General features: G+C 73.1%; 15 protein-coding genes. 7 read left to right on the top strand and 8 right to left on the bottom strand.

The genetic code is table 11. The features are described from left to right. Nucleotides 1-65 precede the first annotated feature (65 nt). From ACFY1J_RS20050 to ACFY1J_RS20040, 3 genes are all read right to left on the bottom strand, one after another. The gene (locus ACFY1J_RS20050; RefSeq protein WP_363296920.1) at nt 66-944 is read right to left on the bottom strand and encodes a hypothetical protein; all 879 of its coding nucleotides are present in this window, start codon (nt 942-944) and stop codon (nt 66-68) included. 52 nt (nt 945-996) lie between these two features. Further along, nucleotides 997-2,523: a hypothetical protein gene (locus ACFY1J_RS20045; protein ID WP_390712506.1), complete on the bottom strand. Its 1,527-nt coding sequence runs from the start codon at nt 2,521-2,523 to the stop codon at nt 997-999. Between the two features lie 173 nt (nt 2,524-2,696). Further along, entirely contained in the window at nt 2,697-3,404 is a 708-nt protein-coding gene (locus tag ACFY1J_RS20040; RefSeq protein WP_390712505.1) for a GntR family transcriptional regulator, read from the bottom strand. A 159-nt stretch (nt 3,405-3,563) separates the two neighbouring features. Between ACFY1J_RS20040 and ACFY1J_RS20035 the strand changes: the two genes are divergently transcribed. The 5 genes from ACFY1J_RS20035 to ACFY1J_RS20015 are packed head-to-tail and all read left to right on the top strand — an operon-like array spanning nt 3,564 to nt 7,983. Then, nucleotides 3,564-4,883: an MFS transporter gene (locus ACFY1J_RS20035; protein ID WP_390731597.1), complete on the top strand. Its 1,320-nt coding sequence runs from the start codon at nt 3,564-3,566 to the stop codon at nt 4,881-4,883. 5 nt (nt 4,884-4,888) lie between these two features. Beyond that, entirely contained in the window at nt 4,889-5,710 is an 822-nt protein-coding gene (locus ACFY1J_RS20030; RefSeq protein ID WP_390712528.1) for a putative hydro-lyase, read from the top strand. 34 nt (nt 5,711-5,744) lie between these two features. Further along, the gene (locus ACFY1J_RS20025) at nt 5,745-6,503 is read left to right on the top strand and encodes a LamB/YcsF family protein (RefSeq protein ID WP_390712503.1); all 759 of its coding nucleotides are present in this window, start codon (nt 5,745-5,747) and stop codon (nt 6,501-6,503) included. Next, nucleotides 6,500-7,117, top strand: coding sequence for an allophanate hydrolase subunit 1 (locus ACFY1J_RS20020; RefSeq protein WP_390712502.1), 618 nt, complete (start codon nt 6,500-6,502; stop codon nt 7,115-7,117). Before ACFY1J_RS20025 ends, ACFY1J_RS20020 begins: the two co-directional genes overlap by 4 nt. Beyond that, complete coding sequence (locus tag ACFY1J_RS20015; RefSeq protein ID WP_390712501.1) at nt 7,114-7,983, top strand: biotin-dependent carboxyltransferase family protein; 870 nt, start codon at nt 7,114-7,116, stop codon at nt 7,981-7,983. The genes ACFY1J_RS20020 and ACFY1J_RS20015 overlap by 4 nt, the downstream gene beginning before the upstream one ends. A 4-nt stretch (nt 7,984-7,987) precedes the next feature. Here ACFY1J_RS20015 and ACFY1J_RS20010 read toward each other — a convergent pair whose 3' ends face one another. The 5 genes from ACFY1J_RS20010 to ACFY1J_RS19990 all read right to left on the bottom strand — a co-directional run bounded on the left by ACFY1J_RS20010 (nt 7,988) and on the right by ACFY1J_RS19990 (nt 13,420). After that, the gene (locus ACFY1J_RS20010; protein WP_390731596.1) at nt 7,988-8,836 is read right to left on the bottom strand and encodes an SGNH/GDSL hydrolase family protein; all 849 of its coding nucleotides are present in this window, start codon (nt 8,834-8,836) and stop codon (nt 7,988-7,990) included. Continuing rightward, complete coding sequence (locus ACFY1J_RS20005; protein ID WP_390712499.1) at nt 8,833-10,044, bottom strand: glycosyltransferase; 1,212 nt, start codon at nt 10,042-10,044, stop codon at nt 8,833-8,835. Before ACFY1J_RS20005 ends, ACFY1J_RS20010 begins: the two co-directional genes overlap by 4 nt. Then, complete coding sequence (locus ACFY1J_RS20000; protein WP_390712498.1) at nt 10,041-11,168, bottom strand: glycosyltransferase family 4 protein; 1,128 nt, start codon at nt 11,166-11,168, stop codon at nt 10,041-10,043. Before ACFY1J_RS20000 ends, ACFY1J_RS20005 begins: the two co-directional genes overlap by 4 nt. Nucleotides 11,169-11,307: 139 nt before the next feature. Continuing rightward, nucleotides 11,308-12,726: a HEAT repeat domain-containing protein gene (locus ACFY1J_RS19995; RefSeq protein WP_390712497.1), complete on the bottom strand. Its 1,419-nt coding sequence runs from the start codon at nt 12,724-12,726 to the stop codon at nt 11,308-11,310. A 301-nt stretch (nt 12,727-13,027) separates the two neighbouring features. Next, on the bottom strand, nt 13,028-13,420 hold the full coding sequence (locus tag ACFY1J_RS19990; RefSeq protein WP_390712496.1) for an ankyrin repeat domain-containing protein: 393 nt from the start codon (nt 13,418-13,420) through the stop codon (nt 13,028-13,030). A gap of 348 nt (nt 13,421-13,768) precedes the next feature. Between ACFY1J_RS19990 and ACFY1J_RS19985 the strand changes: the two genes are divergently transcribed. Further along, nucleotides 13,769-13,963: a hypothetical protein gene (locus ACFY1J_RS19985; protein ID WP_235455802.1), complete on the top strand. Its 195-nt coding sequence runs from the start codon at nt 13,769-13,771 to the stop codon at nt 13,961-13,963. Nucleotides 13,964-14,003: 40 nt separating this feature from the next. Continuing rightward, nucleotides 14,004-15,596, top strand: coding sequence for a hypothetical protein (locus tag ACFY1J_RS19980; RefSeq protein WP_390731595.1), 1,593 nt, complete (start codon nt 14,004-14,006; stop codon nt 15,594-15,596). Nucleotides 15,597-15,615 lie beyond the last annotated feature (19 nt).

Raw genomic sequence — 15,615 nt, 5'->3', positions numbered from 1 at the left:
GGAACGGTGGGTTCGGAGGGTTCAGAGGCTTGGCGGCTTCGGCGGCTTCGGGTGCCGCGCGAGCCTCAGGAGTGGAACGGCAGCCCGGCCTCGGCGACGAGTTCCAGATCCTCGGTGTTCTCGGCGGGCAGCAGGCTCGCGGTGCCGTCGGTGACCGGGACGACGCCCAGGTCGAGGAGTTCGGCCAGCGCGGCGCTGCCTGCCATGTCGCGCACCTGGAGCTGGTAGCGGGCCGTCGTGCGGTAGGTGCCGCCGTTGTCGTCGCCCGTGCGCTGCAGGAACCCTGAGTCGGTGAGGAACGCGGCCGCCTTGCCGACGATGCCGGTGGTCGAACCGGCCAGCCGGCGCGCGTCCTTGGTGGCGCCGGCCGCGCTGCGTCTGGCCCAGATCCGCCAGGCGGTCTCCAGACCGGGCGCGTCGGTGGCCGGGTCGGTGTTCTCGCCCCGCTCGTCGGCCCTCTCCTCAAGACGCCGGCAGGCCTGCCGGACGAAGGCGTCGACGCCGTTGACGGTGATCCGGCCGATGTATCCGTCGTCGGCGAGGTCCTCGGGCCGCGGGAACGCCAGGGCGGCGACGGCGAGATGGGCGAGGCCGTGCAGGAACCGGTCCCCGGCGTCGGTGGACGCGCGACGCGCGTAGTCGCCCATGCGGACGGCGAACACCGAGTCCTCGGCGGCCGTCACGGCCATCCCCGCGCGCGGGGACACTTCCAGCACGATGAGTCCGAGCCCGGCGGCGACGGCGTCCGCGAGCCGCGCGAAGGGCGGGTCCTCGCGGTACCGGCGCAGCAGTTCGGTGTACTCCTGGTCGCGCGCGGGCTGCAGCTTGGGCTGGAGTCCGAAGGCGACGAGCCGCGCCGCGTCGGCGGCGTCGGCGGGCGTGACGGCGGCGCCGGCCGGCGCGGCGGCGGGCTCGGGCTCGCTCCAGTCGACGTGCTCGGTCACGGCTCCAGCTCCTTGTCGCTCTCACACTCGTACGTACGTCGGCCGGCTCCGTTCACGCCGCCTCCGTCCGGTCCGCCGCCATCCCCGCGGCGTCCAGCAGGGCGGTGCCGACGATGAGGTCGGCGCCGCCGAACTCGGGATCGTCCAGCTCGGTGCCGTCGTCCACGGCGAACAGCAGCTTCTCCTCGCCCTGCCGGTATGCCGTGCCGACCGCCGGGCTGGCCGCGTGCACCGCGAGCAGCGCCACCAGGTAAGGGAGGTCGGGGTCCTGTCGGCGCGCCTCGGCGAGCAGTCCGGACAGTCTTCTCGGCGCGTCCGCGGGCAGATCCAGCAGTTCCTTCGCGGCCGCCAGCTGATCGTCGCTGAACCGGCTGTCGTCCGGCGTGGCGATGAGGTCGGGCTCGGGCATCTCCGCGCCCAGGTGCTCCCGTTCCACCGGCGGTGTCAGGAGCAGGTCGACGAGGTCCGCGACCCGTACCGAAGCGGGCGTGCGCAGCCCGGTCCCGCGCGCGAAGAAGGCGTCCGTGACCCGGATCGCCTGCTCCAGGGGCAGGGGCAGCGCCGGCGCGACGAGGTGGCCGTAGAGGTCTATCCCCGAGGTCGTCATGGGGGTGGCGAAGGCCTGCCGGTCCTGCTCGGCGCGGAACAGGGGGCCTGCCTCCAGCAGCCGGGACTGCAGCTGTGTGTGCCGCCGGATGCAGTCCTTGACGATGTCGACCAGTTCGGCGGCGCGGCGCTTGTGCTCGGGGTCCTCGGTCTCGTCACGGGCCTTGCGGATGTTGGTGAGGATGGCGTTCTCGTGGCGATAGCGGTCGGCGACGTGGTCCAGGGCCTCGGCGATCATGTCCGGAACGGCGTTGAGCCAGTCCACGGCCCGGACGTTGCGCCGGGTCGCCTCCAGGGCCCGACGCAGGGTCTCCGAGTACTGCACGGTCCGGTACCTGGCCTGCTCCGCGGCGAGCTGGGCGTCGGCGAGACGGCCGCGGTTGATCAGGACCTCCAGCTTGACCTCGGCGGCGATCTGGGCGCTGGTGACGTCGGTGTCGAGCGCGCCGACCAGGACGTTGACCGCCTCGTCCGTCGTGCGCAGATAGACGGTGCCGCCGGGGCCGGGGACCTCCTCGATCAGCTTGAAGTCGTAGTCACGGCGGACATAGGTCCCGTCCGGCGCGAACGTGCCGTACACGGCTCGGAAGCCGCGGTCGACGCTGCCGACGTTGATCAGGTTCTCCAGGACCCAGCGGGCCACTCGCTCGTGCTCGGCGACGGGCCGCCGCGGGGCCTGGGCGGCGATGCGCGGGATGAGCCTGGCCACTATCTGCTCGTGGTCGGCGCCCGTGTCGAAGTCCATGTTGAGCGTGACGAGGTCGATGGCGGCGAGAGCCACCTCCGCCATGCCGTACACCGAGTACTCGCCCGCCAGGTTCGCCTTGCGCGCGTCGAGGTCGTGCAGCGGCGCCGTGCAGGCGAGCGCGCGCAGCCGCCGCGCCAGTCCCTCGTCGGCGGCCGGGCCCGGAGCCGGGCGCGGCCCCGCGCTGAACTGGGGCGGAACGCTGTCCGTCGATGCAGGCGAAGTCACGGTGCACAGACTAGGTCCTCGGTCTGACAACGACCCAAACGGCGCAGAAGCGACGGCCGTCACAGCACCGCGAGACGACCTCGGCGCTCACCCCGGCCGGGTCCTCGGCCGTCACCCCGCCGGCACTTTCAGCCGTCCCCCGGGCGTACCTTCAGCCGTCACCCGCAGGGCCGTCAGCCGTCGCCCCGGACGTCCTCCCCGACCCGCCTCCGGTACACCTCGACGACCCGTTCGAGCGAGTCCGCGAGATAGGTCTCCAGGAGCTTCTCCGCCTCGCGCCGGTCCCCCGCCTGGAGCGCCTGGAGGATCAGGCGGTTGCGGGCGAGGTAGGGCTCGTGCAGCCGGCGCGGGTCGTCCACGACGTGGAAGGCCAGCCGCAGCTCGGCGAAGACGCTGCGCATCAGTTCGTCGGTGCGTTCACTGCCGGCCAGGGCGACCAGTTCCCGGTGGAAGTGGATGTTGGCCGTACCCAGTCCTTTCCAGTCATTCTCGACGGCGGCCACCTGTCCCTCCGTCACCGCCGCGGCCGGGCCGTCCAGGACGTACGGCGGCTCGCCCAGCCCGCGTACGACGGCGCACTCGACGAGGGCGCGGGTGCGGTAGATGTCCTCGACGTCCTCGACGGTCAGGACCCGGACGAAGACGCCCCGGTTGAGTTCGTGGACGAGCAGGCGCTCGTGGGTGAGCAGCCGGAACGCCTCGCGCAGGGTGTTGCGGGAGACGCCGAGCGCCCCTCCGATGCTGTCCTCCGACAGCCGGGTCCCTGGCGGGAAATAGCCATCCGCGATGCGGCTTCTGAGGATGTCCGAGACCCGCTCGGCGGTGCTGGTACGGCCCAGGAGGGCGCGGTCGTCGGCCAGTCCCGTCAGCTGCTCTGCCATGCCCGGAATTCAACCGCAGACACAAGGACGAAACAACATGGGTATTGAAGGATCGTTGAACGATCCTCTACGGTGCTCCGCACGGCACGGCTTCTCCACCGCTCGACTCACGGCACAGCTCAGTTCCCGCACCCTCCGTCCCTCATCTGCGAGGTGCTCATGAGCTCGACCCCTCCACCCCAGGCCCTCTCCTCCGGCACCCGGCACGACAGGGGTGAACACGGCCCCGACGACGGCGCGTTGGGCTGGCTGCGCGCCCTCGGCCCCGGTGGCCGCCGCGCCTTCGCGGGTGCTTTCGGCGGATATGCCCTGGATTCCTATGACTACTTCACCCTGCCGCTGAGCATGGTCGCGCTGGCGGCGTACTTCGGTCTGGACAGCGGCCAGACCGGTCTGTTCACCACCGTCACCCTGGTGGTCTCCGCGATCGGCGGCGCCGTGGCGGGCGTGTTCGCGGACCGGGTCGGCCGGGTCAGGGCGCTGATGATCACCGTGATCACCTACGCGGTGTTCACCGTGGCGTGCGGCTTCGCGCCCAACTACGAGACGCTGCTGGTGTTCCGCGCCCTCCAGGGGCTCGGTTTCGGCGGCGAGTGGGCGGTCGGCGCGATCCTGGTCGCCGAGTACGCGAGCGCGAAGCACCGGGGTCGTACGCTCGGCGCGATCCAGAGTTCGTGGGCCGTGGGCTGGGGACTGGCCGCCGTCGTGTACACCCTGGTCTTCTCCTTCGCCGGCGACGACCTGGCCTGGCGCATCATGTTCTGGACCGGCGCGCTGCCCGCGCTGCTGGTGGTGTGGCTGCGCCGCCGGGTGCACGACGCCCCGGAGGCGACGGCCGCCCGCGAACAGAACGCACAGCGGGGCTCGTTCACCGCGATCTTCCGGCCCGGCACGGCAGAGTCCCCGGGTCTGCTGCGCACGACGGTCTTCGCGGGCCTGCTCTCGACCGGCGTCCAGGGCGGCTACTACACCCTGGCGACCTGGGTACCGACGTATCTCAAGACGGAGCGCGGCCTGTCCGTCGTCGGCACCGGCGGCTATCTGACCTTCCTGATCTCGGGCGCCTTCCTCGGCTATCTGACCGGCGGCTACCTCACCGACCGACTGGGCCGCCGCCGCAACATCTGGCTCTTCGCGCTGCTCTCGGCCCTGTGCATCCTGGCGTACGCGAACATCCCCCAGGGCGCCAACACCCTGCTGCTCGTGCTGGGCTTCCCGCTCGGGTTCTGCATGTCGGCGATCTTCAGCGGCTTCGGGTCCTTCCTGAGCGAGCTGTACCCGACGGCGGTCCGCGGCACCGGGCAGGGCTTCACCTACAACACCGGCCGCGCGGTGGGCGCCGTCTTCCCGACCCTGGTGGGCTTCCTGGCCGACAGCTGGGGCGTGGGCGGCGCGCTGGTCTTCGGTGCGATCGGATACGGCATCGCGGCCCTGGCGCTCCTCGGGCTGCCGGAGACGCGCGGGAAGGAACTGGCGTGACCGCGGTGGACCGTACGCAGGACCGTCCCCTGACTCTTGTCGACGAGCACGCGCACGCGTGGAGCGCGAAAACCGCGCGGGCCCGCTTCCGGGCGGGCCTGGCGGGCCCCACGGCCGGGATCGCGGCGGGCCACACTCAGGCCAACCTCATCTCGGTGCCCGCCGACTGGGCCTACGACATGCTGCTGTTCTGCCAGCGCAATCCCAAGCCCTGTCCGGTCCTCGACGTCACGGACGCCGGTTCCTGGACCACGGTCCTGGCCGAGGGGGCGGACCTGCGCACCGATCTGCCCCGCTACCGGGTGTGGCGGGACGGGGAGCTGGTGGACGAACCGACGGACGTGCTGGCCCACTGGCGCGACGACCTGGTGTCGTTCCTGATCGGCTGCAGCTTCACCTTCGAGTGGGCGCTCGCCGGGTCGGGCGTCCCGATCCGCCATGTCGAGCAGGGCCGCAACGTCCCGATGTACGTGACTGGCCGGCAGTGCCGTCCCGCGGGGCGGCTGAGCGGGCCGATGGTGGTGTCCATGCGTCCGGTGCCACCGGAGCACCTGGCCACCGCGATCCGGGAGAGCAGTCTGTTCCCGGCAGTGCACGGCAGCCCCGTGCACTGCGGCGACCCCTCGGCGCTCGGCATCGACGACCTCGGCAGCCCCGACTTCGGCGACCCCGTGACTGCCGGACCGGACGACATCCCGGTGTTCTGGGCCTGCGGGGTGACGCCCCAGGCGGCGGTGATGGCCTCGCGTCCGCCGTTCGCCCTCACCCACGCCCCCGGCCAGATGTTCCTCACGGACGCCCGCGACGAGCAGTACCGCGTCGCCTGACAGCACGACACGAAGACCGGAGGCACACGGTTCCATGACCGCGATCGATCTGAACGCCGACCTCGGCGAGGGCTTCGGCCGCTGGCGGCTGACCGACGACGAACAGCTGCTGTCCGTCGTCACCAGCGCCAACGTGGCCTGCGGCTTCCACGCCGGGGACGCGGCCACCATGCGCCGGGTGTGCGAGCTGGCGGCCGAGCGCGGTGTGACGATCGGCGCGCAGGTCTCCTACCGGGACCTGGCGGGGTTCGGGCGGCGCGCGATGGAGGTGCCGCCCGCCGAGCTGGCGGCCGAAGTGGCGTACCAGATCGGTGCCCTGGAGGTCTTCGCGCGCGCGGCGGGCGCGCGCGTGGCCTATGTGAAGCCGCACGGCGCGCTCTACAACCGGGTCGTGCACGACGAGGAGCAGGCCCGGGCGGTGATCGACGGCGTGCTCCTGGCAGGCGCCTCGCTCCCCGTCCTCGGGCTGCCCGGCTCGCGCCTGCTGGAGCTGGCGGAGAAGGCGGGGCTGCCTGCCGTCGCGGAGGCATTCGCGGACCGTGCGTACACCGACGAGGGGACGCTCGTGCCGCGCGGGCAGGACGGCTCGGTGGTCAGCGACCCGGAGGCGGTCGTCGAGCGCTCGGTGGATCTGGCGCGCTCCGGCGCTGTCAACGCTCAGTCCGGCACGCGCATCGAGGTGCGCGCCCGCTCGCTGTGTCTGCACGGGGACACTCCGGGTGCCGTGGAGCTGGCCCGCCGCGTGCGCGCGCGGCTGGTGGATGCGGGCATCCGGGTGGAGGCCTTCGCATGAGGGCCCTGCCCGTCGGCGACAGCGGGCTGCTCGTCGAGGTGTCGTCCGACGCGCAGGCCCAGGCGTTGCACGCGGAGCTGCTGCGCCGCCGCGCGGAGGGCTCCCTGGCGGTCCGCGAGATCGTCCCGGCGGCCCGTACGGTCCTCCTCGACGGCCTTGACGACCCGGTCCGTTGGGCATCCGAACTGACCGCCTCCGAGGTACCGCCCACTCCTCCACGCGCGCGTGCGGCGATCGAGCTCCCCGTGCGTTACGACGGCCCGGACCTCGCCGAGGTCGCCGCGCACTGGAAGGTGTCCGAGCAGGAGGTGGCCCGCATCCACGCCGCCACCGAATTCACCGTCGCCTTCTGCGGTTTCGCGCCCGGCTTCGGCTACCTCACCGGTCTCCCGGACCGCTACGACGTGCCACGCCGGGCCACTCCGCGTACCGCCGTGCCGGTCGGGGCCGTGGCGCTCGCGGGCCCGTTCACGGGTGTGTATCCGCGTTCGTCGCCGGGCGGCTGGCAGCTGATCGGGACGACGGACGCGGTCCTGTGGGACCACGCGCGCGTGCCGGCCGCGCTGCTGTCACCGGGGACGCGTGTCCGCTTCATACCGGCGGACGACGCATGACCGACCGCGCGCTCGTCGTCGTACGGGCCGGGGCGCTGACCACCGTGCAGGACAGCGGGCGGCCCGGGTACGCCCACCTCGGTGTGCCCCGTTCCGGAGCGCTCGACGCACCCGCCGCGGCGCTCGTCAACCGGCTGGTCGGCAACCCGCCCGACGCCGCCGTCCTGGAGACGACCCTCAACGGCTGCGCCGTACGGCCCCGTTCGACGGTCACCGTGGCGGTCGGGGGTGCCCCGTGCCCCGTCACGGTGGGCGGACGGCCGGTCGCCTGGGGCGCCCCGGTCGTGGTGCCGGCCGGGGAGGTGCTGGAGGTGGGCACGGCCGTCGCCGGAGTACGCGGTTACGTGGGCGTCTGCGGCGGCATCGCCGTGGAGCCGGTCCTCGGGAGCCGATCCACCGATCTGCTGTCCGGCCTCGGCCCGGCGCCTCTCACGGACGGCGTGGTGCTGCCGCTGGGCCCTCCGGCCGGTTTGCACGCGCGCGTGGACGTCGCCCCGCAGCCGCGGCCACCGGCCGAACTCGTCCTGCGTGTGACGCCGGGTCCGCGCGACGACTGGTTCACGCCACGGGCCGTGCGCGACTTCACCACGCGCGCGTACCGGGTGTCGTCGGCGAGCAACCGCATCGGGCTGCGCACGGAGGGGCCCGCGCTGGAGCGGGCCGTTCCCGGCGAACTCCCCAGTGAGGGCATGGTGCTGGGCGCGGTCCAGGTGCCGCCGGACGGCCGCCCGGTGGTCTTCCTCGCGGACCACCCGACCACCGGGGGCTACCCGGTGATCGCGGTGGTCCGCGCCGCCGACCTCCCGGCGGCCGCGCAGGCGGTGCCGGGCACCCCGGTCCGCTTCGTGGCCGTACGCCGCCGTTGAGCCGTCACGCCGCGTCCGGCTGCTCCGCGACGGACAGGGCGGCCAGCGCGGCCGACACCGCGGCGGAGGTCCGCAGGTCGAGGCGGGCGCTGGTGCCCCGCGCGCGGTGCCGCATCTCGTCGGCGGCCAGCCTCAGCAGCTGCGGCAGCAGGTCGGTGCACCGCCTGGCCACCCAGGCGGTGCCGGCGGTGGCCAGCCACCACAGGCTCGCCGACTTGGTGGGTGCCGCGAACTCCGGCTCGGGCGAGGGCGTGGTCCCGGTCGCGAAGCCCGCGTCGGCGAGCAGCGCGTGGAAGCGCAGGGCCAGTTGCCGGTGGCCGCGCTCGCCGGGATGGAGCCGGTCCGCGCTCCACATGGCGCGGTCGGTGAGCCAGAGGCCCTCCGAGGCGTGCAGGTGGACGGCGCCGTAGCGGTCGGACAGCGCGTGCACGACCGCGTTGACCGCCCGCTGCCGCCGGGCCAGCGGGCGGGCGAGGGCACCCGGGAGCCCCAGCATCGCGCCGGGGTCGGGCAGGCAGGCCGTGAGCAGGACCGCGCCCTGTCGGGTGAAGGCCGCGTAGACCTTGTCGAGCCGCGCGGCCACCGCGTGGATGTCGAAGGTGCAGCGCAGGGTGTCGTTGACGCCGATGACGACGGACACGACGTCCGGGCCGAGCTCCAGTCCGGCCGGGGTCTGACGCTCCAGGACGTCGCGCGTCTGTGCCCCGCTGACCGCGAGGTTGGTGAACTCGACCGGGTTCTCCGAGAGCCCGCCGGCCAGCAGTGCGGCCCAGCCGCGCCACCCGTCGCCGGCGGGGTCGCCCACGCCCTCGGTCAGCGAGTCCCCGAGGGCCACGAAGCGGACGGATCTCATACGACGCCCTCCGGGACGACGCGACGGGACGGTGCCGGGCTGTCCTGCCCGTCCGTACCCTCGCCCGCACCACGGGACAGCACCGGCGCATCGTGCGCCGCGAGGAACGCCTCCACCGCCGTTCCCCACCCGAAGCACTCCGCCCGCGCGCGTGCCGACTCCCGGCGCCCGGGTTCGGCCCGCTCCAGGAGCGTCTCGATCGCGTCGGCGAAGGCCTCGCCGTGGTCGGCCGCCGTGGCGCCCGCGGACCCGATCACCTCGGGCAGCGCGGACGACGCGCTCGCCACCACGGGCGTACCGCACGCCATGGCCTCCAGGGCGGCGAGCCCGAAGGTCTCGGCCGGCCCGGGCGCCAGGGACACGTCGGCGGAGGCCTGGAGGGCGCCCAGCGCACCCCGGTCGGACACATGCCCGAGGAAGGTGCTCGGCAGCCCGCGCTCGCGCGCCCGCTGCTCCAGACGCGCCCGCAGCGGTCCGTCCCCGGCCACCACGAGCACCGCCCGCCGCCCGCGCCGCAGCAGCGCGTCCAGGGCGTCGAGCGCGGTGCCCGGCCGCTTCTCCACGGACAGCCGGGAGCACATCACCAGCAGCGCCTCGTCCGGGCGCGCGTGCCGGGCCCGCAGGCCCGGGTCGCGCAGGGCGGGGTGCCGCTCCATCAGATCGACGCCCAGCGGAGCCCGTACGACGTTGCGCGCGCCGATGCGCACGAACTCCCGCTCGGCGAACTCCGTGGTGCACACGACCCGCGAGTACGTGTGGGCCGTAAGGATGTTGAGGGAGTCGGCGGCCCGGCGGGACAGGTTCTCCGGCAGGCCCCAGGTGCGCAGCACCCCGTCGGCGGTCTCGTGGGACACCATCACGGCGGGGACCCGGGCCCGGCGGGCCCACCTGCCGGTCCAGCGCAGCGTCGTCCGGTCGGACACCTCCAGGCGGTCCGGGCCCAGCTCCTCCAGGAGGGCGGCGACGCGCCGCTTGTCGGTGAGGACGCGGTAGCCACCGGTGCCCGGCAGCAGCGGGCCGGGCAGGGTGATGACCCGGCCCTGCTCGGTGTCCTGGTCGGTGTGCCGCTCGCCCGGCACGATCAGCACCGGCTCGTGGCCGGCGGTGCGAAAGCCCTTGCCCAGCTCACGCAGCGCGGTGCGCAGACCGCCCGAGGCGGGGGCGACGAAGTTGGCGAGCCGCACGATGCGCAGGGAGTCGGTGGTCATGCCGCCACCACCGCCCGGCGCCCGGCGAGCACATCGTCGTAGTGGGCGATCAACTGGTCGCCGACGGCGGCCCAGGTGCGGCCCTCGACCGTGGCCCGCGCGGTGGCTCCGAAGTCGGCACGCAGCACCGGGTCGGCGGCCAGGGCCCGTACGGCGTCCCGTACGGCATCCGCGTCGCGCGGCGGCACCAGGAACCCGGTGCGGCCGTGGTCGACCAGGTCGAGCGGGCCGCCGGCGGCCGGGGCGACCACCGGCACGCCGCTGGCCATGGCCTCCTGGACGGTCTGGCAGAAGGTCTCGAAGGGGCCGGTGTGCGCGAAGACGTCCAGCGAGGCGAAGATCCGGGCGAGTTCGTCGCCGGTGCGGCGCCCCAGGAAGACCGCGCCGGGCAGGGCCTCGGTCAGGTGCTCCTGGCTGGGTCCGTCGCCCACCACCACGACCCGCACGCCCTCCAGGCCGCAGACACCGGCCAGGAGTTCGACCTGCTTCTCGGGGGCGAGCCGGCCGACGTAGCCGACGATCAGCTCGCCGTTCGGGGCGAGTTCGCGCCGCAGCGCTTCGTCACGGTGGTCGGGACGGAAGCGGACGGTGTCCACACCGCGCGCCCACAGCTTGACCCGGGGCACACCGTGCGCCTCCAGGTCGTGCATGGCCGCGCTGGAGGGGGCGAGGGTGCGGTCGGCGGCGGAGTGGACGGAGCGGATGCGCCGCCAGGCCGCCGCCTCGCCGGCGCCCACGTAGGTACGGGCGTATCCGGCCAGATCGGTCTGGTAGACGGCCACGGCGGGGATACCGAGCCGGGCGGCGGCCGCCATGCCGCGGACGCCGAGGATGAAGGGGCTGGCCAGGTGCACGACATCGGCGCGGTGCTCGATGAGTGCCGCCGCGAGGCGCCTGCTGGGCAGGGCGACGCGGACCTGGGGGTAGCCCGGGAGCGGGAGGGAGGGGACATGGACGACGGGGCACGGCGCCGAGGCGTCGGGCTTGTTCCCGGGAGCGGGGGCCGGGGCGACGACGAGGGGAGCGTGACCGCGGTCGACGAGGTGCCGGGCGGTCTGGAGCGCGCAGTGGGCCACGCCGTTCACATCGGGGGGAAAGGATTCGGTCACGATGACGACACGCATACCGGTGTTCTCGCCGCACTGGACGTGGCCGCGTCAACGTGGATCTTTCCGGACGACAAACGTCCCATGAGCGTTGCGCTGCACACCCGAGCAGGTCAGACCGTGTCCATGCCCTCCTGACCCGCGAGTCACCTCGTGTTCACGAGACCGGCCCGTCGGGCGTGATCCGACTGCGTACGGCTGTCTGGACCTCGTCCTCCTCGGCCGGATCCGCGGCCAGCCGGCGCAGCTGTTCGACGACCCGGGCGTCGCCGGTCTCGGCGTGCCGGGCGGCGACTTCGCGGGTGGTCTCCTCGCAGTCCCACAGGCATTCGACGGCGAAGCCCGCGGGGAACGAGGGGTCGGTGGCGGCCAGGGCGCGGGCGGCGCGGCCGCGCAGGTGCGACGAGGCCGTCTCGCGATAAATATGGCGCAGAACAGGCGCCGCACAGACGATGCCGAGGCGTCCGGTGCCTTCGACGAGGGTCCACAGGGTCGGCGCGTCGGGGCCCTCGCCCCGTACGGCCTCGCGGAGCGCGCCGAGGACGAGGTCGCTGTCCTGGGTTCCGCCGCGGCAGGCGAGCATGCGTCCGGCGGCGGCGCCGAGGGCGTCGGGCCGGTGGGCCCAGCCGCGGGCCCGGTCGACGGCGGCGATGCTGCGCATCCGCTCGAAGGCGTCGACGGCGGCTTCCACGACGGGTGTCGTGCCGTCGGTCACCGCGGCCTCGATCAGGTCGAGGGCGTCGCGGTCGTTGCTGTCGGCCAAGTACCGCAGAGCGGTACACCGGGCGCCCTCGCCGCCCTCCCGGGCAGCCCGGACGATCTCCGGCCGGTCCTCGGGGCCCGCGACGGCGACGAGGCAGCGGGCGGCCGGGACATGGAGGGCGGCACCGCGTTCGACGCCCTGCTGGGCCCATTCGAACACCGCCTGCACGCTCCACCCCGGACGGGGTCCGCTCGGTCGCATCTGGCGTTGCCAGCGGTCGAAGCAGCCGGTCTCCTGGGCGGCACGCACGCGTGTGGCGACGGATTCCCGCGGATCCTCGGCCCACAGCCGCCAGGGCCGGGGCTCGAAGGCGTCCCGTACGGCCGCGGCCAGCTCGGCCTCGCCCTCCGCGTCGGTGGCGAAGCGGGCCAGCACGGGTGCGGCGAGGGCGCGCAGGCCCGCGTCGTCGTCCCGCAGGGCGAGTTCGTCCAGGGCCCAGGCCCAGTTGGAACCGATGGCGGCGTACCTGCGCAGCAGTTCGAGGGCGTCCCGCCTGCCGTACGAGGCGAGGTGGCCGAGGACGGCGAGCGTGAGGCCGGTGCGGGACTCGTCGGAGTCGAGCACGTCCTCTGGGTCGAAGAGGTGGGCCTCGAGGGCGTCCAGCTCTCCGTCGAGGTCGAGGTAGAGCCGGGCGTAGTAGAGGGAGCGGTTCTCCACCTGCCAGTCGTGGCGGGGGTCGCGGAGCACACAGTGGTGCAGTGCCGCGAGCGCCTCGGCACGCGGGGCGGTGAGCGCGTGCAGCGTGCCGTCGCCGCGGCCCCGCTGGAGCAGGCCGAGCAGCGTACCGCTGGGCGCTATGACCGGATCGAACATGGGAAACAGCCTCACATCAAGCGTCGACGCAACCGGGGAACACGCACTACCTGGCCGCGTGACACAACGTCGGGGCGCCCGCCGTCTTCTGCTTGCTGCTGACCATTTCTCTCTGCCTCTCGTCAGTGGCCCATGCGGACCGCATCACGGTCCGCGCGGTGCGGCAACACCTGCCCTGCCATCACGTCCGTGAATCACGACGTCATGATGACTCGCGGGTTTCTCCTGCCGCGACCGTATTTCCGGCGGCCCTTTACCGCCTCCCCCGTTTTTTGTGTCGTACCTGATCAGGACGTTCGGATCACTGTGCGCCGAACAATTCCAGGAGTTCCTTCTTGCCGAACATACGCGCTGTGTCGATGGCCGACGGAGTACCCGCGGTGGGATCGGCGCCGCCTTCTAGAAGAGCCTTGATCACTTCTTGTTCGCCCTTGAACACCGCCCCGGCGAGCGGGGTTTGACCCCGGTCGTTCACCCGGTCCGCCTCGGCGCCCCGGTCGAGCAGTTCGCGCACCGCGTCGGCGTGACCGTGGTACGCGGCGAGCATCACCAGACAGTCCCCGCGGTCATTGGTGAGGTTGGCCGGAACGCCCGCGTCCACGTACGCCACGAGCGCCTCGGTCCGGCCCTGGCGGGCCAGATCGAAGATCTTGGTCGCCAGCTCCACGACCTCGGGGTCGGGGGCTTGTGTCATCGGACGGACCGCCTCTCCTGTGAACTTCGGGACTGAGGGAGCGTACGGCAGCGAGCGGTTGCCGCCGTACGAGTGAATCGCCAGCCTACTGGCTTCCGCGGCACATGACCCGATCTGCCCGAGGTAAAGATCACCGCGAAGGCCGCCGGACGCAAGAGTGCCGGTCATCGGACGCCATGGTCCCGGTCGTCCGGGGCCATGAGCGCTGCTCCGCCGGGCCGGATCGTTCCACCAAGAGAGGGAAAACGGGCGAAAACCACCCAGTTGCACCTTTTGTCGTATGGATACATGCTGTGATCCTGGAAGAACTCATGGTGACTGTCCCCCCTCGACACCAGGAGACCTCAAATGATTCTCTCCATGTCAGGCGTCGTCCTGCTCGGCATCATCGTCTTTCTCTTCTTCCGGAAGGACGGCCTCAAGGCATCGCACGCCTGTGTCTCATCACTGTTCGGCTTCTACCTCGCCAGCACGGCCATCGCCCCGAGCATCAAGGCAGGCGGCGAGAGCCTGGCGAGCCTGCTCGGCGGCATCAAGTTCTGACGCCGCCCCTCACGCCCGTACGCACCAACAGGAGACAGCAGTGGCCCGGCGCCCCCTCCCCCGCATCCTGAGCAACGGCAGCGCACAGATCGCCCGGAGCCGGGAGCTGGCCCGGACGGCGGCCGACAGTGCCACCGACGTCCTCCATCCGCTGATCACCGTCACCCGCGGACTGCGCCGGCTGGCCACGGCCGGGCGGCGCAAATGGGCGGACACGCCCAAGGACAAACGGGGGCCGCTGCTGTTCCTGGCGGCCTCGATCGTCCTGGTCGTGGCGCTGATGCCGTACGGACCGCTGCTCGCCGTCATCACGCTGATGGCGGCGGCAGCCTGGCAGGGCCGGGGGCGGGCCGAGCCCGAGCCCGAGGGCCCCGACGAGTCCCAGGTGCAGCGGCTGAAGTCGCTGTACGAGGCGCTGGTGCCCTACTTCTCGCACCCCGACGACCCGGCACCGCAGTACACCCACGGCGGGGAGTGGGAGAAGTCCTTCTCCGCCACCGAGTTCGACGACGCGGGACGGGTGTCCCACCTCGTCATCCGCTACCCGGCGTACTTCCCGGACGGGGAGGCCGAGGCCCGCGCACGCATCGAGCATCTGCTCGCCGCGAAGGCCGGACGCGGCCGCGAGTATCACTTCGCCTGGGACCAGGAGGGCAACCAGCTCACCGTCACCGTCCTCGCTCCCCTGCCCACCGACATCGCCGCCCAGCACTTCGTCACCGCGCCCGGCGAAACCGTGCTCGGCTTCACCGACCCCTCCGAGGTCCAGCGCACGCTTCCCCTCGACTACGGCGAGGAACAGCGCGACGTCCCGCCCGTCGTCTGGCGCACCGGCATCCGCTCCACCGAGCCGCATCTGCTGGTCGTCGGCCAGCCCGGCAGCGGCACCTCGACGCTCCTGCGCTGCGTCGCCCTCCAGGCGCTCCAGCACGGCGACGTACTGATCGTCGAGGGCGGCAGCACGGGCGAGTACGCCTGCCTCACCGGCCGGAACGGGGTCCTGGCCGTCGAGTGCGGACTGACCGGGGCACAGGCCAGCCTGGAGTGGGCCGCGCACGAGACGGAGCGACGGCTCATCGCGGCGAACCGGGCCCGGCAGGCGGGACAGCCGACACCGGACGACGCCAAGCGGCCGCTGTGGATCCTGCTGGACCGCCCCAGCGTCTTCAGCCATCTCGCCGCCGCGGACGGCCGCAAGGACCCGCAGGCCCTGCTCCAGGTTCCGCTGCGGCACGGCCGTGCGGCCCATGTGACCGTCGTCGTGGCCGAGCAGTTCGACAGCGCGGACGCGCTGAGCGAGCCGGTACGGCAGCACACGCGCGCGCGGGTCGTGCTCGGCCCGGCGGCGCCGGAGCAGCTGGAGGCGGTGCTCGGGGCGCCGCCGCACACGACGCCGCTCACCCATGTCCCGCCGGGGCGCGGCTATGCCCGCCTGGGCAACGGGCCCGTCCACCGGCTCCAGGTCCCGTCCACCCCCGACCCGTACGACGACGCCGCGAGCGACGCCGACCGCCAAGCGGTGCTGGCACTGCTGCCCCCACGCACGACGCCGGCGGACGCCGAGCCCACGCGGCCGGTGGAGACCGGGGCCGAGCCCGTGCCGGTGGAGGCCGTGGTCGCCGAGCAGGCCTGACCGCGCAGACCTACGCGAC

The organism is Streptomyces sp. NPDC001406 (assembly GCF_042895285.1).
In the GTDB taxonomy this organism is placed as follows: Bacteria; Actinomycetota; Actinomycetes; order Streptomycetales; family Streptomycetaceae; genus Streptomyces.
The sequence above is the reverse complement of the archived record's forward strand: the minus strand, read 5'-3'. Positions and strand labels throughout refer to the sequence as shown.

Coding starts and splice junctions, on each gene's coding strand:
- ACFY1J_RS20040 (WP_390712505.1), bottom strand. CDS start 3,404: ATGGCAGAGCAGCTGACGGGACTGGCCGACGACCGCGCCCTCCTGGGC.
- ACFY1J_RS20035 (WP_390731597.1), top strand. CDS start 3,564: ATGAGCTCGACCCCTCCACCCCAGGCCCTCTCCTCCGGCACCCGGCAC.
- ACFY1J_RS20025 (WP_390712503.1), top strand. CDS start 5,745: ATGACCGCGATCGATCTGAACGCCGACCTCGGCGAGGGCTTCGGCCGC.
- ACFY1J_RS20020 (WP_390712502.1), top strand. CDS start 6,500: ATGAGGGCCCTGCCCGTCGGCGACAGCGGGCTGCTCGTCGAGGTGTCG.
- ACFY1J_RS20015 (WP_390712501.1), top strand. CDS start 7,114: ATGACCGACCGCGCGCTCGTCGTCGTACGGGCCGGGGCGCTGACCACC.
- ACFY1J_RS20010 (WP_390731596.1), bottom strand. CDS start 8,836: ATGAGATCCGTCCGCTTCGTGGCCCTCGGGGACTCGCTGACCGAGGGC.
- ACFY1J_RS20005 (WP_390712499.1), bottom strand. CDS start 10,044: ATGACCACCGACTCCCTGCGCATCGTGCGGCTCGCCAACTTCGTCGCC.
- ACFY1J_RS20000 (WP_390712498.1), bottom strand. CDS start 11,168: ATGCGTGTCGTCATCGTGACCGAATCCTTTCCCCCCGATGTGAACGGC.
- ACFY1J_RS19995 (WP_390712497.1), bottom strand. CDS start 12,726: ATGTTCGATCCGGTCATAGCGCCCAGCGGTACGCTGCTCGGCCTGCTC.
- ACFY1J_RS19990 (WP_390712496.1), bottom strand. CDS start 13,420: ATGACACAAGCCCCCGACCCCGAGGTCGTGGAGCTGGCGACCAAGATC.
- ACFY1J_RS19985 (WP_235455802.1), top strand. CDS start 13,769: ATGATTCTCTCCATGTCAGGCGTCGTCCTGCTCGGCATCATCGTCTTT.